This window comes from Vibrio sp. 1562 (genome assembly GCF_033340155.1).
GTDB classification, from domain to species: Bacteria; Pseudomonadota; Gammaproteobacteria; order Enterobacterales; family Vibrionaceae; genus Vibrio; species Vibrio alginolyticus.
The window spans coordinates 1-16907 of record NZ_JAWOVY010000004.1; the positions used below are offsets into that span (position 1 = coordinate 1).

Genomic DNA, 16907 nt, shown 5'->3' on the forward strand with positions numbered 1-16907 from the left:
ATGCGTAGCCATTCTTCTTTGGCTTTCGCTTTTTTTTCTTTGCGTATTTGTACATCCCAGAAGTCTTCAAACTGTATGTGGTTAACAGTTTTAACTGTTGGTTTATTGCTTCTCTCAGAGTCATCCGACCGTTGAGAGTCCTTTACCGGGTTGCCATCAGGCATAAACAATGATGAAAATTCTTCTGGTAGCCGAGCTTGAAAAGCGGCAAGAGATTTCAAAAGCGATGCCATACCAATGAAGTCGGCAGGTACATCTTTAAGCAACCGAAAGGCTGCTTTACCTTGGTTTGGGTTTTCGATTGGGTTGTGCTTCAGAAAGCTCCGAATCAAAGTCCAACCGGATTCCTCGCAACGAATGAGGAACTGATCTTGTTCTAACTCATTTAGAGCCTTAGCAACCTGTTGCTCATCCCAGTTCAAGTCAGAAGCAACGTAACCAATCGGCAATCGAAAGCAGCCAAGCAAATTACAATGTGGGCATGTAAGCAAATACAGTCCTAGCAACTTCGCTGAGTCACTCCAGGACAAAACGTTTTGCTTTAGCCAAAAGCGGGTATAGACCTTGCCATAATCACGCATGGAGGAACTCGCTTTTGTGTTTACGTAAAATGCTGACCATTATTTGCCCTTAATCCTACTGGTTACTGGCTTTCAGCTCGCTTGGGCATTCGGGATAGATGTCCGGTCTTAACTGGGATCGGGTTACCTGTCCTTGCGTAGCTTGCTCGATGGGTAAAACGAATTCAGCGGGAACACGCCCTGATTTATTCAACCAAAACCAGACGTTTTGCTGTTTTGAGTTGATGGCTCGCGCTAATGCTGATTGCCCGCCGACCAAGTCAATGGCACGGCGGAGATGTTTTTGTGTCGTGTTGAACACTTCCATACCGTCTCCTTTTACAATAAAAACTGTTACAAGATTGAATGTTACAGTTTAAACTGTAGATAAGTCAACAGTTAAAATTGTTGAAAGGCTACAGTTTTATTTGTAGAATACGGGCTTATGAAAACTTTATCCGAACGACTAAACCATGCCTTGCAGCTTACTGGGGTGACTCAGTCTGAGTTGGCTCGTCGCATTGGTATCAAACAGCAGTCGATCAGCCAGATTTGCTCTGGTAAATCGGCTAGGTCTCGTTACACCATGCAGATCGCGGAGGCGCTTCGCGTGAATGCTCATTGGCTCGCCACAGGTGATGGCGAGATTGGTTTGGGGGTCGGTAATGTAGAAGTCGGGCCTGATATTAAGGGAAGAATTCCTCTCATTAACTGGGTTCAGGCCGGTGATTGGACTGAAATAGCGGAAGGATTTGCTCATGAAGATGCTGAAGAGTGGCGTGAAGTCACTGGGAAAGCACATGAGGGCTGTTTCGCACTTCGTGTAAAAGGCGACAGCATGGAAAATCCAAACGGTAAAAAATCGATACCTGAAGGGGCAGTCATTATTGTTGATCCTGAGTTACCTTATTCATCAGGCTCTTTGGTTGTTGCGCGTCTGGATGATTCTATAGAAGCAACCTTTAAGCAGTTGGTCATTGATGGTGACCAGAAGTATCTAAAGCCTTTAAACCCTCAATATCCCGCAATGCCGATAAATGGGAACTGTACTATAGTAGGTGTTGTTAAACAGGCAATTATCGATTTTTGTTAAAGAATGAAATTTTTAGTGTGTTGGTTGTAACCTTCTGATTTGTTTGTCTTTTTTTTTGGTGTAGGTTTAAGTGTAGGTGTTCGCTTTGATTCTTGGAGTTATTTTCAATGAAATCAATGTGTTATATTGCAAGGTGTAATTCCTCACTCACCGCCACATTCTATAAGCCCTTGTAGTGTAAGAACTTCTTATAATACAGGGGTTTGGTGTTTTAATGTAAGCTGCCTACTGGTACAAAGAGTAGGTACAATGTCGAACATCATGGCAAGTCCTTATAAGCATCCTAAAACTGGTGTTTACTACTTTAGAATGGCTGTCCCCAAAAAGCTGGTTCCTATAATCGGTAAGACAGTCTTCAAGAAATCTCTTCAAACGAAAAACCTTTCTGAAGCTAAACCACGATTTACTGAGTGTCTATTCGATGCGCAGAAGCAGATCGCCGTTGCTCAGTTAAAACTATCTAATTCATCCAATGTCGAACTCAATGTTAGAGACTGTGCAATCATCGCAGAGCGTTGGTATGAACACGTAAAGAATGAAGTTGATACCTCTGGTAACTACGATCTTTTCCTAAAAAGGGATGTAGATGCGGAAGGCACAGTCCGTGAATTTGGCTTGTCTGATACTTTGTCCATATGTGGCAACGAGGTTGATACTGCTACTCCTGACCAGCTTCAAGAGCTAGCAGATGAACTAAAAGAGTTTATTGTTGCTCAACTAGATAGAGAGGGTTTAGTTGTCTCTTCTCACAGTGAGTCTTTCCGTCAATTAGCAGTAGCTTTCTATCACTACATTCATCGCATCGAAGCGCTATGTAGAGCACGTTACAACCGTGACTATGGCTACGAAGCAGTATCTAATCCTATTGCAGACAAACCACTGTCAGTCAACCCTTTAGCTAACAAACACCAGCCTAAACGCAAAAAGGCATCTCAATACTCTATATCTAATGTGTTTAAGAGGTATCACCAGTCTGAAACTCTTAAGGACAAAGACGCTAAAGCATTGTATGAGGCAGGCCTTCAGATTGAGCGTCTAATCGAAGTTATCGGAGATCTGGATGTTACTGAAGTAACTCGTGCGCATATCGTTGAGTTTCGAGATACATTGCTTCAGTTACCTAAGTCTAAAATTGCAAGTATCAGGAATAGACCTCTTCTAGAGCAAATTGAACTTGTAAAGATACAAGGTCTAGAGACTTTAAGTGCTACTACGGTGAAGAACTGTCTACGCAAGACCTCTGTTGTGTTTAGCTATGCCGTTGAACTAGGCATCATCGACTCTAATCCACACGTAGGTGTGCGTGTTGCCACAGCGGAGAAGAAAACTGAAGCTAATGAGGGAAAAGGCTACACTGACTCAGAAATGCGTCGACTGTTCCAAGCTGACGTATTTAATGATGTTAATGCTCGTAAACCTTATGGTATGGCTTGTTATTGGGTTCCTTTGTTGTGCAGATATACAGGTGCACGCCTAGAGGAGATGTCTCAACTACATAAGTCAGATGTATCCCAATCAGACTCAGGCATACATTACCTCAATATCCGTCGAGGTGAGGGGCAAAGCGTTAAGAATAACTCTTCACTGAGACACGTACCTATCCCTGCTCATCTGATAGAACTAGGTTTCTTAGATTATGTTGCGGAGTCAGGCGGCTTCTTGTTCCCAGAGCTTAAAGAGAACAAATACGGCAAGAAATCAGCGGCACTCAGTAAGTGGTGGGGTCAAACAGTCAGGTCTCTAGGTATACACACAACCCAACCGGCTCATGCGTTTAGGCATACTTTCAAGACGGCTCTGCGCAGACTGGGTATTGCTGACACTGTTAGTGACGCTATTACTGGTCATACTCCAGCGGGTGTAGGCGGTTCATATGGTACGGTTGAGTTGGAGACGAAGAAAGAAGCTATCGACCGTCTCCCTCGTTTAGCTTTAAGCAGGCTATAAGAACATTACTTAGTTAGAGTTTACAGGTGCTATTGTTTAAACATCTTTTCTGAAAGGTTTTTGTTTAAGTTGTTGTTTTTAAAATATTAAATTTATATCTTTAAGTTTAAATACTCCTATAGTGACCACCTAGAGGTCTCAGCGGTCACGAGTGACCACCCTAGCGTTTTCTCAAAGATAGCCACCAGCTTGGGGATACCGCTAAGATCTCTCTGTGGGTTTTCTGGTGTAAGTGCTAGGTTTTCACCGTGGCTTTTTCTTCGAATTTCTCGTATTCATTAACGTCACCATCACCGTACTTTAGAATGACTTCGTTTTCATCCCAACTACGCTTTACGACAATTCCTAAAGCTCTTTTATCTAAAGTATTTAATGCCTTTCTGAAGGCCATAGGGTTTCTTTGGATTAAATCCTTGAGGGACTCTTTCTGATAACTTATTTCATTGAGTTCTAGTTCTTCTTCAGATAAAGCAGCCTCAAACCTATTACCTTTATAAGCTTTTGATAATCTGCTGATAATTGGAAATCCATCCTTATCGAAATCGTCAGGCATTACCTCAAATCTCTTTAATAGCTTTTTTCTAAGCTTTTCTGCCGCCTTTTGATAATCACTCGACCACTCTTTCACATTAGGTAAACCAACCTCGATACAGGCTTTCTGAGCGTTCAAAATATGTAATCCTTGGGTTTCACTGCAATCAAATAACTTAGCGGTTTCGCGCTTTGAAAGTAGTTCTAGGTTTTCCCCCTGCATCAAAGACTGCTTAAACTTGTTTTGCCATATCTCAGACTGATCTAAGGCTGTACCGTGTTCCACGTTCTTAGTAAGAGAATCTAAATAAGCCTCTGCTTCTGTATAGCCTCGATAAATTTTTACGGGGACTAAAAGGTTTTGGCTTGGGTTGTCTTTAAGGAACTTGTGGCATGCCTCTGTGCGGTGGAAACCGCTCACTACATACAACTCACCGTAAATATCATAGGCTTCTATTGGTTCCCTAATGCCATTACCGTTCTCTAAACTAGTAAGAATGTTTCTGAGTTGCCTTTGTCTACTGTTTTCTGAAGCTGCTCTGTCTGCTCTTTTAGCTATTAACTGTGTTTGTCTGCTTTGAAACCTTTCATCGAGAACAAGCTGTCTAGGGTCAATTTGCTCTAAAGTGCACTGTTTCATCATCGTTTACTGCTGGTATAACTCTATCTTGTGGTTGGTTAGTATGATTGAACCTCACAAACACTCTACCTCTTGATAATTGTGGGTAGGGGGGCGTTAGCTTCCGAGTTTGTTCCTACTTCGATTGCATCGCCCCCTGACGTTTACACAAAATGTGATTTACAAAAGTTCATTTTTTTAAGAGAGACGACCATACCAGTTGCCTACATGCGTTCGGATTACGGGTAGACCATCTTTTGCCGCTTTCTTTGCGTTTTTCACTGAACAGACAAACCATGCTTTGACTTCAGGTATGCGGTGGTAGTTGTCTATCTCGTTAAGTTCAACTTCTGGTAGGATAAAATCTTCAACTAATGTAGTTTGTTCCATGTTGTTATACCTTTGTAATTTTACTTTTGTGGAATAGCAGAGTAAGCAAGCATGTGAACTCTCTCGTTTAGAGGATGACCATTGTGTGCTTTTACCCACTCCCAAGAAACATTCATTGATTCGTTCAGTTCGTCCAATTTTTGCCATAAGTCTGCGTTAAGGACGGGTTTTCTGTCACTCCTACGCCAACCATTACGCTTCCAGCTACGTATCCATGTAGTAATGCCATTTTTTACATACTGGCTGTCTGTGTGGACTGTTATAGGGTTGTTCGGATATTTCTTATATATAACCTCTAACGCTTTAATTGCTGCCGTTAGTTCCATTCTGTTGCTGGTGGTCTTTCTTTCATGTCCAGAGCGTTCTAGTTTTTTGTCTGCTCTGGTTAGTATGAATGCCCAGCCGCCTATGCATTTCTGCGTAATACATGAACCGTCTGTGTAGGCGTTAATTACTTCTTTAGCGTTGCTAGTTACTGTTGTTTCCATTTTTCTCCTTACTCTTCTTTGATTCTGCGTAGAGGCGCTTAACCGTTGATTGAGAGATGTTAAGCTTCTCTGCGGTTTTGGATATGGACAATCCTTCATTCCTTAGCTTTGCCACTTTATCTGCACTTGCTTTGGCAGGACGACCAATAGTTTTGCCTTCAGCCCTTGCTCTTGCTTGACCCTCAATTGTTCGTTCTCTAATACGATCTTTTTCAAACTCAGCAAAAGCTAAAAACATTTTCAACATTAACTGACCTTCAGGGCTGTTTAGGTCGTTATGTGGTAAATCTAAACAGTGGATATTGATACCTTTGTCCATCAAAAGCTTGATCGTTTGTTGTACATCTATGTTGTCACGTCCCAAGCGGTCTAGCTTTAAGACCACCAGCGTGTCACCTGCAACAAGCTTGTGCTCAATAAGAATCCTGAAGCCTTTACGTTCCAAAGCACAAACACCACCTGATACAACATCTTCAACTACAAAAGCTTCGTTGACTTCATATCCTCTGTCTTTGAAGGCTTGTATTTGGTTCGCTGTTGTCTGCTCTGTTGTAGAGACTCGACAATAGAAATAAGTCCTCGTACTCATTAGCCCTCGCATACCACTCTGAAAAAGTAGTATGGATTTTATGAGCCTAGGTCAAAATGTCAAGGGGGTACTTATGAGACGTTTTTGTCTCATACTATGCGGGTAGGTTCGAAAACGAATGGTTTTGAGCTAGGTATTCCTAATAGGCACGATGACTAAAGAATATAGAGCCTTCCGTGGGTTGTTTATTACCGTAGAAGATTAGGGAGGGTGCTAAAGGCAGGGCTTGAATTTTGCACAAATACTACCATATACATATGTAGGCAGTTTCGCATAATAGAGGGTGAGATATGACAGTGGATTCCGTTATAAAGCTAATAAAAGCGATGAAACCGAATCAATGTTATCTGATAGGAGGCACTTTGATCACTGCGGGCTTGGCTGGTAGCTCATCTCCATTTTGGTACCCATTGGCTGAGGACGTAATAAGAAACACTTTAAACTTAGCATCAGAATCAGACGGCTATAGTGCGTCTCCTGCCACCCTGTTGCTATCAGTATTTACAATGATTTTGGGTGTTGTTCTGATATTAGTAAATCGTTACTTAGAGCATCAAGAGAGAGTACAAAGTAATGAAGTTGATAACGTTGTACCGCTAAGGCCTCAGTCGAAGTCAAGAGCATTCGAAGCTGATTCTGGAGGAGAAGTAATAATTAACGGAGGCAGGGTAAAGAACTACGAAAGAGTTGCAAAGGCATCTAATAAAGGTGTTGTAAAGCTCAACGATACGGATGTGGAGAGGTAAATGAAAAAGTATCATGTCAACTGTTCTAATTGTGGATTGAATATCACTATGCTGCTTCCCACAAGACCTAGTAGGTGTCCTGATTGTAAAGAATACTTTGGCTTTTATGATGTTGATGACGGTGACGAAGATAATTTTGGGGTTCGGATAAGCGATAGTTTTACTAGTGGCGGAAAAAAGTATATTCATGCAGAAGGAGAGTGTTCTGTAGAAACTTATAACGATGTTGTGATGGATGTTGATACTGTTGTCACTGCTATTAAAGGAGCAAAGGTGGAAATGAACAACCCCACGATTGATAAGAAGCCTAATTTTCCAGAAGCGATGGACTATAAAGGTATCGAGATTAGCCCGCCGAAGGTATTCATACTTCAGACAATAGTTAATGATGTTATCGGAGCAGAGCAGACGCTGTCTATGACTCACGGTGAAATCAGAACTTTTTTTAGAGTGGTGACAAACAGAATTCACAACGGTTTAGTGGTCGGTCTTAACGGTGGGGCTTTAACCGGTATTAGATGTTTGTTTTCTAGTGGTCATCAAATGATAGAAATAATTGATACCGATGATCAGTTAACAGATGAAGGTATAGAGTTACTTAAGTATATCGCTGCAAGTACCTAAGGTTCTTAGGAGTCGACTTATCAGTCCTGCTCCTTCTCTGGGGGGCAGATGGTACAAAGAACTGGTACAAAGCTAAGAATTAAAGTAGTATTAACTCATTGATATTAAATAATTTAAATTCGGCAGCTTGCAATCGAGAGTTCGAATCTCTCACTCACCGCCACATTCTAAAAAGGTCTGATTTATCAGGCCTTTTTTCGTATCTACACTAAAGTAATGCGTCATTGAAAGTACACAAGAGTGCTCAAGGTGCAAGCGCCATTCTATCTACAAGCCAACTATTCACATCTCACCTCTATACAACGCCAAAATTGAAGATGCTATACAGAGGCAGCCATAATCTGATTGGTGCGGGTTAGCACATCCGCTTTAATCTAGAATTTAGCACCCATATCACATGAGGTATGAATACGGCCACAAGAATGAACGTAGTGCTACTAGATGCTAAGCAAAACAGCCATGAACACGAATACAACAGCAATCATACCAAAGAGATCTGTGTTTAGATTGAGGTCATCAGGGTTAAATTTTTCAATGCTTTGCGTCGTTTTGCATCTTATCTTCATGTTCTTGTCCTTATTTCATGTACGATTTCAACAGCAACATAACATGCAATTGAGTGTTCACAAGTCATAAAAAGCATAAGTATACTTGCACCTCATTGAGCGCAAAAAATACTCAAAGCGTTTTAAAGTGGCGGTCTACCTTTTGTAACATCAAATATTCTTTCTGTTTTTGTGCCTGTATCGCTATAGTTGAGAAACGGTTATCTCGTTCTAGTTAGGAACAAACTACTGGCTGCCGTTACATTCTCTCAGTGTTCCCACTCAGTCGCCTTGGGTAGATACTTTAGTCGTTGAGTACTGCAAAAAAACGCCGCATGAGCAGCGGCGCTTTGTTGAGGAATTCCCTTTCCTACTTGTAGCTAAGTTCTGTCGCTTTGCCTTTGAAGATCCGGTATACCACAAAGGTGTAAAGCAATATCACCGGCATAACAATCATCACACCGTAGCCCACGATTATTAACGTCGCAGGCGAGGAGGCAGCTTGTTGTGCGGTCATTAATCCCGGCACAACTTCTGGGAAGAAGCTATACGCAAGCCCGAGAAAGCTCAACGCGAAAATGACAGTGACACCAAAGAAAGGCCAGCGCACACCCAGATCATTCACCATTGGAACCTGACGCAAATAGCGATCAACTAGGAAGATGGTTGCCAATACAATTAACGGAACTGGGGCAAGCAACAAGATTTCTGGGAAGCTGAACCAACGCAAGGCAACTTGTTGATTTACAATTGGGTTTACAACGCTAACCACCAAGATTCCTAAGGCTGCTAACCAACCAGCACGGCGAGACCAACGGGCCGAGCGTATTTGCAAATCACCTTCCGTTTTTAGTACTAACCATGCGCCACCGATGTAAACGTACGCCGCCGCTACACAAAGTGCGCTTAACCAAGCAAAGCCAAATGCTTCGGTTGATTGTTCAAATCCCATGATGTAACGACCCACCATGTAGCCTTGGGTTAGCGCGGTGACTAACGAGCCAATTCTGAAGCACCAATCCCAGTGAGGTTTATGATCCGAGTTCGCTTTGGCTCGGAAGTCGAACGCCACGCCACGCATGATCAGTGCGATAAGCATAATCGCGGTCGGCATATAAAGTTCCGTCAAAATCAAGCTATGAGCAGTAGGAAAGGCAATCAGCAGAATACCGACGGCTAACACCAACCACGTTTCATTCGCATCCCAGAAAGGGCCGATAGACGCTATCATTCGGTCACGTTGCGCTTCATTATCACTCGGTAAAAGGATACCGACGCCAAGATCGTAGCCGTCGAGCACGGCATACATAAAGACCGAGAAGCCAAGCAGCAGAAGATAAATTTCTGGTAGATAGTCGAGCATGATTAGGCCTCTTGTTGTGTCAGTGGGACTTCATGGGCTGCAACGTCTTTGCGCGCCAAATAGAATAGGGTATGGATGTACGCAACCAGCAATGCAGCATAAATGGCTAAGTACATAATGAGCGAAGTCATCACGCTACTGCTCGCAACCGTGGTGACGGCTTCGGATGTTCGCAATACACCGCTGACCAACCAAGGTTGTCGACCAATCTCAGTAACATACCAACCCGCCAGTGTGGCTATCCAACCAGAGAACGTCATGGCTAATACCGTGTACAGGTAAGGTTTAGGTAGCGCTTTTTTACGTGCTAGCTTCACCGCGCCATACCAGCTAACAAGCAACATAAGGACACCAACACCAACCATCACGCGGAAACCAAAGAACAAGGGCTTCACTGGCGGGTGGTCAGGTGCAAACTCGTTAAGTCCTTGGATTTCCCCATCTAAGTCATGCGTAAGAATCAAACTCGCCAGCTTTGGGATGCCCACTTCAAAATCATTGCTGCGAGTTTCTTCATTTGGCATCGCAAACAGAAGAAGAGGCGCGCCTTGCTCGGTCTCCCACACGCCTTCCATCGCTGCGATTTTTGCAGGTTGATGTTCAAGCGTGTTTAACCCGTGAAGGTCACCGACAAAGATTTGAATTGGGATGAATCCAGCCGCCGCGAACAGCGCGACTTTTAGGCCAAGTTTGGCTGAGCGGTGATCTGGCTTTTTCATTATTTGATAAGCTGAGATACCCGCAATCAAGAAGCTGGCAGTCAGCGCCGATGCTAATAGCGTGTGCAGAAGACGGTAAGGTAAAGAAGGATTGAAAATAACTTCCTTCCAACTGGTTACATGTACAATTCCGTCAATCACTTCATAGCCACTTGGTGTGTGCATCCAGCTGTTAAGCACTAGAATCCAAAACGCGGACATACTTGTCCCAACAGCAACCAGAACGGTGGCGAGAGTATGAACCCATTCCGGCACTCGTCCTCGTCCAAAAAGCATCACGCCAAGGAAGGTGGCTTCCATAAAGAAGGCGGTCATCACTTCGTATCCGAGCAATGGTCCTGCTACGTTACCGACTCGTTCCATAAAGCCTGGCCAGTTGGTACCAAACTGGAAACTCATCGTAATGCCGGATACCACACCTAAGGCGAAAGTAAGAGCGAATATCTTGACCCAGAAGTAATAAACATCGAGCCATACGGGGGCTTGGGTGCGGTTATATCGCCACTTGAAAAACACCAACATCCATGCCAACGCGATGGTGATGGTCGGGAAGAGAATGTGAAAGCTGATATTGGCCGCGAACTGGATCCGCGACAGCATGAGGGTATCTAACATCTTGGTTCCTCAAAAACGTGCCATACTAAAAATCGTGTCTATTTGTAATTTAGTTACGAAAAGTCGGGCAGTTTGGATTCATGTATCGAGAAATACAGGTGATTCTGTTTTCTTCTAACCATGATTTATATCAACTAAGGGAAAGAAAGGAGTGTAGGAAATTGTCTCAAAATGCCACTAATAGTCGCGAGAAGTGAGTAAAAGAAAGCAAATGTAACTGAAGGAGCATGGATTAAGATTAGTTCGAATTATCCTTATGATGGTTTCGATAATCCTGAAATAAAATTACAAAAACAATATTTTTAGTAAGGAAAATTGCCTTGCCTTCACTTTGAACCTCCATACTATTTATACACTAGTCATGTCGAGATCATCTCAAACACAGCAAACTTACTGGCAGTTAAGGTGGGAAACTTTAGCTAATTGATAAACTTAAAATTGCACTGCTAATGACATATGCATCATAAGTTCGTTAGCACTCGACCAGAAGTGCGATAGGCTACATTTTTATACTAGCGAACGATTTGGCGCTAGGTAATTCGGCTTTCACTAGATCAACAAGTCGACTGCGGACCATTTTCGATTTCTGATGAGTTTCAATCCAAACTGACACTTACTTTTCAGCAAGTGTGCTAGTGTCTTTCTTGTTATTTATTAAATAATTAATAAATGCCGATCTGGTAAAGAGAGTTGTGGACAGCTATCTCGAGCAGTAGACTGGCGCTAGCCAGAGAGTCTGACTTTGAGGGAGCATTCTACATGAATCTTGGATTCTGCCACCGCAAAGCTGATATTGAATTTGATGGAGATGGATAATGAACGACAGTTGGGCTAATTTCTTTCCTTACTTTGCTGGAGCTTTTAAGCTTATTGTATTAGGGATAGGAGCCTACTTAGCCATTAAATGGCATTTTGACGAAGAGCGAAGGGTAAGAGAAGCGGAAGGTGTGGTGTTTGATAACCCAAGTCTCATGAAAAAGTTTGCGAAGACGCTAACTCTGCCATTCCTTTTGTGTCTTCTAGTTCTTCTTGTTATATATGCTACCAACTGGTTCCTGTACTGACGGCTTTATTGTTTGTTGTAGTAAAGTTGAATGCTGCCACCTCTGAGAGTCGAGCCGTAGTTGAAGTTAACGCCTATGCCGAAATTGTCCAACCAATCAAAGGGCTTTGGTGCATAAAATAGCCATCCTATAGAAGCTTCGTAGTAATGCGGACTTCCAAGTTCGTCGCTTAAATCATGCGAAAGGTCGACTCTTTTAATCCCAGTAAATAAAGCTTGCTCACCGTGATAAATATTGTAGTAACCGGTGATTTCATTAGATAGGTACCAACCTTTAGGGTTGCCTATATTGCCGTTATTTGCGCTTCCCCAGCTGTGCCCAATGAATGAATTCAATGTCGAACTGGCATGCCATTTCCCCCAACTTGTGGGAGACGTGTATTTGGCTTTAATGGATGGTTGAACTATTGCCGCCCATGCTGAAACGTTAACGGCACGGCCGTCTAGGATTCTTCCAATGATGGATGAAAGTTTATTATCGGTAGAGAATGAGTTTTTATAACGCATAAGGTGAGTCGTCGTTCTGGTGCTAAGGGTGACGTTTTCACTTGCTTTGTATAGATACCCATAACCAATCGATGCACCGTATGTCCTTTCCTTGAGAAGATCCTTACTTGTGCCGAATAGTTTGAGATCATTCTCTGTTTGTATCGTAAATGCCTTAAACGACAGCTCATGTAAATCCTCGCTGCCCTCTATGTCAAAGTTAGTCGTGTAAGGGAGAACATATACGGATTTGCTTCGACGTTCATTGATTGACTCGTCAGTCCCGAACTCTGGGTTGGCGGTATCAAATAATGCATTCGGATCAAAGTCGCCAATACCAAACGCAATTGCGTCAGTATCGGACAGCAACACCGCGATAGAAAAACGTTGTTGAAGAAGGTTGCTAATTTCCTTATCTAGTGGATCCGCATGAGCAGTATGAGGTAGAGAGAGTAGGAGAGCGAGCGAAACGACTCGCCACTCCACTGAGGCGAAGTTGGGTTGGAACATTTTGGCTCTTTTAAATGGTTCATGCATGGAGTTTTCGGACGTACCGGTACGCTAACATTAGTTTAATCGTTGAATGGTCGGTGTAACTTTGAGAAATCTATGTTTTCTCATATTGATATGAAAAAGTTCCTTAAACGAGTTTAGCTTCAATGTGTATGCTGCACCAGATTTGTTTAGCAACATCATTCTTTTCTGAAGATGTAGCAAGACTTTGTGACTAGGTTGCATTATTTTCTTTAATGCGTCTCTTGAGAGGAAAATAGCAAACTTTTTTATTGCCTTGGCGCTCAAGAAAATCTGAATCGTTCACTGTGCTACTGGTTAACTTCGAAAACTTGTAAGCATCCTGTCTGCCAACATCACGACTAACATCATCAAGGAGTACCCTTAAATACGTCAGATAAACAATGGTTTTTTTGAGCTTTAGAAGCAATGTTCGGACCTTTGCATATTCCGCGGTGGTGCTCAATCCAAGAACTGTGTTTTGTATGTGTTCTCAGTAAATCATTGAGTCGATCTATTCTTCAAAATGTGGTCCCTTTTAATTCACTTTCTGTTACATATTTTTCGTTTTGAAAGAGCATTTTAATTTGCATCTTTTGAAAAGATCTATTTGTTAAATTTTGTATAAAATCAACTAATTGTTGAAATTAGAACCCTTGTCAAAAAGTCATTAGATTTCATGTTGAATAGCCTCTTTTACCTAATGGCATACTCTATTTGTTTGATATAATTTCCGGCAGTTTGTATACCATAAATAAAGAGAGTCTATTCATGTTCCAGAACTTAACGATCAAGCAGAAGATAGTGATTCCGCTGTCATTGATTATTGGATTGTTTATTGTGAGCTCTGTATTAAACGTTATGACAAGTTGGAAGCAATCTGAATTGAGTGAGACACTCAACGAAGAGATCGTGCCGAACTTATTAACGATTGAGGATGCTTATCGCGATCTTTACCAAGCAACATCTGCAATCCAAGGTGTTGCACTTTCTGATACTCAAAACGATATTGATCATCACATCGGTGAATACAAAGACAACGCCTACAAAGCACTGCCACGTATGGAACAAATGATTGAGCTATCACAAGCCGGTGTGATGCCTTCTACACATGGTAATGAAGTTCGAACGCTTGTCTCTTTGGGTGAAAAGTGGTTAGCAAGTTATGAGGCGATGCTACGTTTACCTCAATCTCAATGGCGTGGTTACTACAATGAGCACAAACATACCTTTGAAGACCAATTTATCGAGGTTAGAGCGCAGCTTAACGTTGTAAAAGATGCAATAGAAGAAAAGCAAAGCCAATTGAAGGACGAAATATCAGCGGCTGCAACAAGAGCAGAACTCATTCTTGAGGCTGGCATTGTGATTGTTATTTTTGCCGCTATCGCGATGGCTTTTTTGTTGTTACAAACGGTTGTGAAGCCTATCAATGATATTAAAAATGCGATGACAGAAATTGCGTCCGGTGAAGGTGATCTAAGTCAGCGAATCGATGTAAAAACACAAGACGAAATTGGCAATTTAGCAGACGCATTTAACCAGTTTGTGTCCAAAATTCAAGTGACAGTCGCTCAGGTAATTAAAAGCTCAAATACCTTACGTAACGAAATGGCAAATCTTAGCTCTTTGACCACGACCATCGCGAACTCGACCGTTTCTCAGCAAAAAGATAGCGAGGCGGTAGCGGCGGCAGTGCATGAAATGCAAGTCACCAGCAGAAATGTAAGCGATAGCGCTAACGAAGCTGCGGTTGCGAGCCAAACAGCGAATGATGAACTTACCAATACCAATGTTATTTTGGATCAAACGGTTAGCTCAATTCGTAGCCTCGCAAGTGAAATCGAAAGCGCAAGCCACGTCATTAACACATTGGATCATGATGTGAGTAACATTGCGTCCGTACTGGATGTAATTCGTGGTATTGCCGAGCAAACAAACTTATTAGCGCTTAACGCAGCCATTGAAGCGGCTCGCGCTGGAGAGCAAGGGCGAGGCTTTGCTGTGGTAGCGGACGAGGTTCGTTCTTTAGCCAGTCGTACGCAACAGAGTACGGGAGAAATCCAAACCATGATTGAAAAGCTACAATCTGGTGCAGGACAAGCTGTAGAAGTGATGCGCGGTAGCCAAAATAGCAGTGATGAAACGATCAAGTCCGCTGGCCGAGCGAGTGAATCCCTTTCTGAAATCTTGAACGCGATTTCACGTATGAACGAGATGAATACACACATTGCAACGGCTGCGAGCCAGCAAAGTACAGTAAGTGACGAAGTAAATAGCAACGTACAAGGCATTGCAGACAGTAGCACTTCAATTGTGGAAATCGTAAACCAAGCGCAAGCTTCTTTAGCCATGTTGTCAGAGCAAACTCAACGTTTAGATCATCAGGTCAGTCAGTTCAAAGTATAAGCTTGAGAACAGCAATCTCACTGACGAAATAACCCGCTTCTTAGCGGGTTATTTTTTAGATAAGTGGCGAACCTGACTTGTGAAATTTCGACTATATTTACATTCCTTTCTCACTTTAGTTCGTATACCAGAGTGGGCAAATAACCCTAGACAGCGGTAACAAACTCTGTACAGCGTGATGATGCTTTTATCATCACTTTTGCTGCTTTTTAACCATTGCAATTGCACACAGGAAAATGTGATTTCCAACCCAAAATCTTCAAATTTGAGAACTTCATAACACCTTTACCATAAACGTTTTTCGTAAGCGTATAGAACTGTAAATTTTGTTGTATGTACAACACTGGGTATTTATCATCCTAATTAATTTGTTCTGGATATACATCCATTAGTCATTATTAAGTCATTCTAGAAGCTTTTAATAAGGAATCTTGAAGGCTTGTCGGTAGATAAGAGAGAAAAATTCATGAGACGTAAAACCACGCTATCTCTGCTGATTGCGTCGAGCCTTTTTGTGGTTGGATGTCAACCTAGCGAAGAAGGATCGAGCCAAGGAGGGGGGCCTGCGCCCGCAACCGAAGTAGAAGTGTTAACAGTGCAGCCAACGCGCCAAGCATTGACAGTAGAGTTGCCGGGTCGTAGCAGAGCATTCAAAGAAGCAGAAGTTCGTCCGCAAGTCACTGGCATTATTTCGGAGCGAAATTTTGTTGAAGGTGGCCTTGTTGAACAAGGACAGTCGCTATATCAAATTGATGATTCATCATTTCAGGCGGATTTGCTGAGCGCTGAAGCGGAATTAATCCGTGCGCAAGCTGCGGCAGAGTCGACCTATGCCACGGTGAAGCGTTACAGAACCTTGATCACCAAAAAATCCATCAGCCAACAAGACTTGGATGAAGCAGAAGCGGCATACAAAGAAGCGAAAGCGCAGGTCCTAGTCGCAAAAGCCAAGATCAACACAGCAAAAATCAACTTAGATTATACGCAAGTCAAAGCTCCGATTAGCGGGGTGATCGGTAAATCGAGTGTGACAGCGGGTGCGTTGGTTACGGCTAACCAAGCTGCCAAATTAGCGACCATTCAGCAGCTTGACCCTATCAATGTTGATATTGTGCAATCATCCGCGCAACTGCTGCGTTTGAAAGCATCACTCTCCCAAGGCCATATGCAAGAAGATGACTCTGCGCAAGTTACATTGATGCTTGAAGATGGCAGCACTTACGAACACAAAGGCACAATGAAATTTACTGAGGTCAATGTGAACGAAAGTACGGGCAGCGTGACGCTTCGTGCCGAATTCCCAAACCCTGACGGTTTGTTGCTACCTGGAATGTTTGTTCGTGCGACGGTCATTACTGGTGTCGACCCTGATGCGATTCTAATACCACAAAATACGGTATCTCGTGATGCGACGGGTAAAGCGACAGTGATGACGGTTAATGGCGAGAACAAAGTGGAAGCGAAACCAGTGAAGACTGCTGAAGCGATCAATAGCCAATGGCGCATTATCGATGGTTTGAACGCGGGTGATAAAGTCATTACCGCCGGTTTACAAAAGGTAGGGCCAGGCAGTTCGGTAACTATCCAAAACGGTGAACAGGAGTAAT

At 42.8% G+C, this 16907-nt stretch carries 17 protein-coding genes; 7 read left to right on the top strand and 10 right to left on the bottom strand.

The window, feature by feature from the left end; genetic code table 11:
• The coding region (locus tag R7Z49_RS05190; protein ID WP_318111419.1) for a hypothetical protein at positions 1-581 on the bottom strand (581 nt) is incomplete at its 3' end.
• A 55-nt stretch (positions 582-636) separates the two neighbouring features.
• Positions 637-888, bottom strand: a complete 252-nt coding sequence (locus R7Z49_RS05195) for a helix-turn-helix domain-containing protein (protein WP_000451746.1) — start codon at positions 886-888, stop codon at positions 637-639.
• A gap of 117 nt (positions 889-1005) precedes the next feature.
• On the opposite strand from R7Z49_RS05195, the gene R7Z49_RS05200 reads away from it, so the two are divergent.
• Complete coding sequence (locus R7Z49_RS05200) at positions 1006-1653, top strand: LexA family protein (protein ID WP_025587953.1); 648 nt, start codon at positions 1006-1008, stop codon at positions 1651-1653.
• Between the two features lie 249 nt (positions 1654-1902).
• Positions 1903-3600, top strand: coding sequence for a site-specific integrase (locus R7Z49_RS05205; protein ID WP_005459819.1), 1698 nt, complete (start codon positions 1903-1905; stop codon positions 3598-3600).
• 235 nt (positions 3601-3835) lie between these two features.
• Here the strand turns inward: R7Z49_RS05205 and R7Z49_RS05210 are convergent, their stop codons facing one another.
• The 4 genes from R7Z49_RS05210 to R7Z49_RS05225 form a co-directional block, all read right to left on the bottom strand.
• Positions 3836-4774 carry a hypothetical protein gene (locus R7Z49_RS05210; protein ID WP_005459809.1) on the bottom strand — a complete coding sequence of 313 codons (939 nt, stop codon included), beginning with the start codon at positions 4772-4774 and terminating at the stop codon, positions 3836-3838.
• A 174-nt stretch (positions 4775-4948) separates the two neighbouring features.
• Positions 4949-5140: a hypothetical protein gene (locus R7Z49_RS05215; RefSeq protein WP_005459836.1), complete on the bottom strand. Its 192-nt coding sequence runs from the start codon at positions 5138-5140 to the stop codon at positions 4949-4951.
• Between the two features lie 20 nt (positions 5141-5160).
• A complete protein-coding gene (gene rnhA, locus R7Z49_RS05220) occupies positions 5161-5628 on the bottom strand; it encodes a ribonuclease HI (RefSeq protein ID WP_025592914.1) in 468 nt (155 codons plus the stop codon).
• Entirely contained in the window at positions 5609-6217 is a 609-nt protein-coding gene (locus R7Z49_RS05225; RefSeq protein WP_005459841.1) for a recombinase family protein, read from the bottom strand. The genes rnhA and R7Z49_RS05225 overlap by 20 nt, the downstream gene beginning before the upstream one ends.
• A gap of 290 nt (positions 6218-6507) precedes the next feature.
• On the opposite strand from R7Z49_RS05225, the gene R7Z49_RS05230 reads away from it, so the two are divergent.
• Positions 6508-6963: a hypothetical protein gene (locus R7Z49_RS05230; RefSeq protein WP_031842384.1), complete on the top strand. Its 456-nt coding sequence runs from the start codon at positions 6508-6510 to the stop codon at positions 6961-6963.
• Positions 6964-7587: a hypothetical protein gene (locus tag R7Z49_RS05235; RefSeq protein WP_031791932.1), complete on the top strand. Its 624-nt coding sequence runs from the start codon at positions 6964-6966 to the stop codon at positions 7585-7587.
• Positions 7588-8024: 437 nt separating this feature from the next.
• Here R7Z49_RS05235 and R7Z49_RS05240 read toward each other — a convergent pair whose 3' ends face one another.
• The 3 genes from R7Z49_RS05240 to R7Z49_RS05250 form a co-directional block, all read right to left on the bottom strand.
• Positions 8025-8153: a hypothetical protein gene (locus R7Z49_RS05240; protein ID WP_005378275.1), complete on the bottom strand. Its 129-nt coding sequence runs from the start codon at positions 8151-8153 to the stop codon at positions 8025-8027.
• A 349-nt stretch (positions 8154-8502) separates the two neighbouring features.
• Positions 8503-9495: a cytochrome d ubiquinol oxidase subunit II gene (locus R7Z49_RS05245; RefSeq protein WP_017820054.1), complete on the bottom strand. Its 993-nt coding sequence runs from the start codon at positions 9493-9495 to the stop codon at positions 8503-8505.
• A 2-nt stretch (positions 9496-9497) separates the two neighbouring features.
• On the bottom strand, positions 9498-10829 hold the full coding sequence (locus R7Z49_RS05250; protein WP_005388402.1) for a cytochrome ubiquinol oxidase subunit I: 1332 nt from the start codon (positions 10827-10829) through the stop codon (positions 9498-9500).
• A gap of 815 nt (positions 10830-11644) precedes the next feature.
• On the opposite strand from R7Z49_RS05250, the gene R7Z49_RS05255 reads away from it, so the two are divergent.
• A complete protein-coding gene (locus R7Z49_RS05255) occupies positions 11645-11893 on the top strand; it encodes a hypothetical protein (RefSeq protein WP_005378271.1) in 249 nt (82 codons plus the stop codon).
• Positions 11894-11898: 5 nt separating this feature from the next.
• Here the strand turns inward: R7Z49_RS05255 and R7Z49_RS05260 are convergent, their stop codons facing one another.
• Positions 11899-12888, bottom strand: coding sequence for a Solitary outer membrane autotransporter beta-barrel domain (locus tag R7Z49_RS05260; RefSeq protein ID WP_104978953.1), 990 nt, complete (start codon positions 12886-12888; stop codon positions 11899-11901).
• Positions 12889-13662: 774 nt separating this feature from the next.
• On the opposite strand from R7Z49_RS05260, the gene R7Z49_RS05265 reads away from it, so the two are divergent.
• Both R7Z49_RS05265 and R7Z49_RS05270 read left to right on the top strand, forming a co-directional pair.
• Positions 13663-15300: a methyl-accepting chemotaxis protein gene (locus tag R7Z49_RS05265; protein WP_206949122.1), complete on the top strand. Its 1638-nt coding sequence runs from the start codon at positions 13663-13665 to the stop codon at positions 15298-15300.
• 466 nt (positions 15301-15766) lie between these two features.
• Positions 15767-16906: an efflux RND transporter periplasmic adaptor subunit gene (locus tag R7Z49_RS05270; RefSeq protein WP_042522092.1), complete on the top strand. Its 1140-nt coding sequence runs from the start codon at positions 15767-15769 to the stop codon at positions 16904-16906.
• Position 16907: the final 1 nt, after the last annotated feature.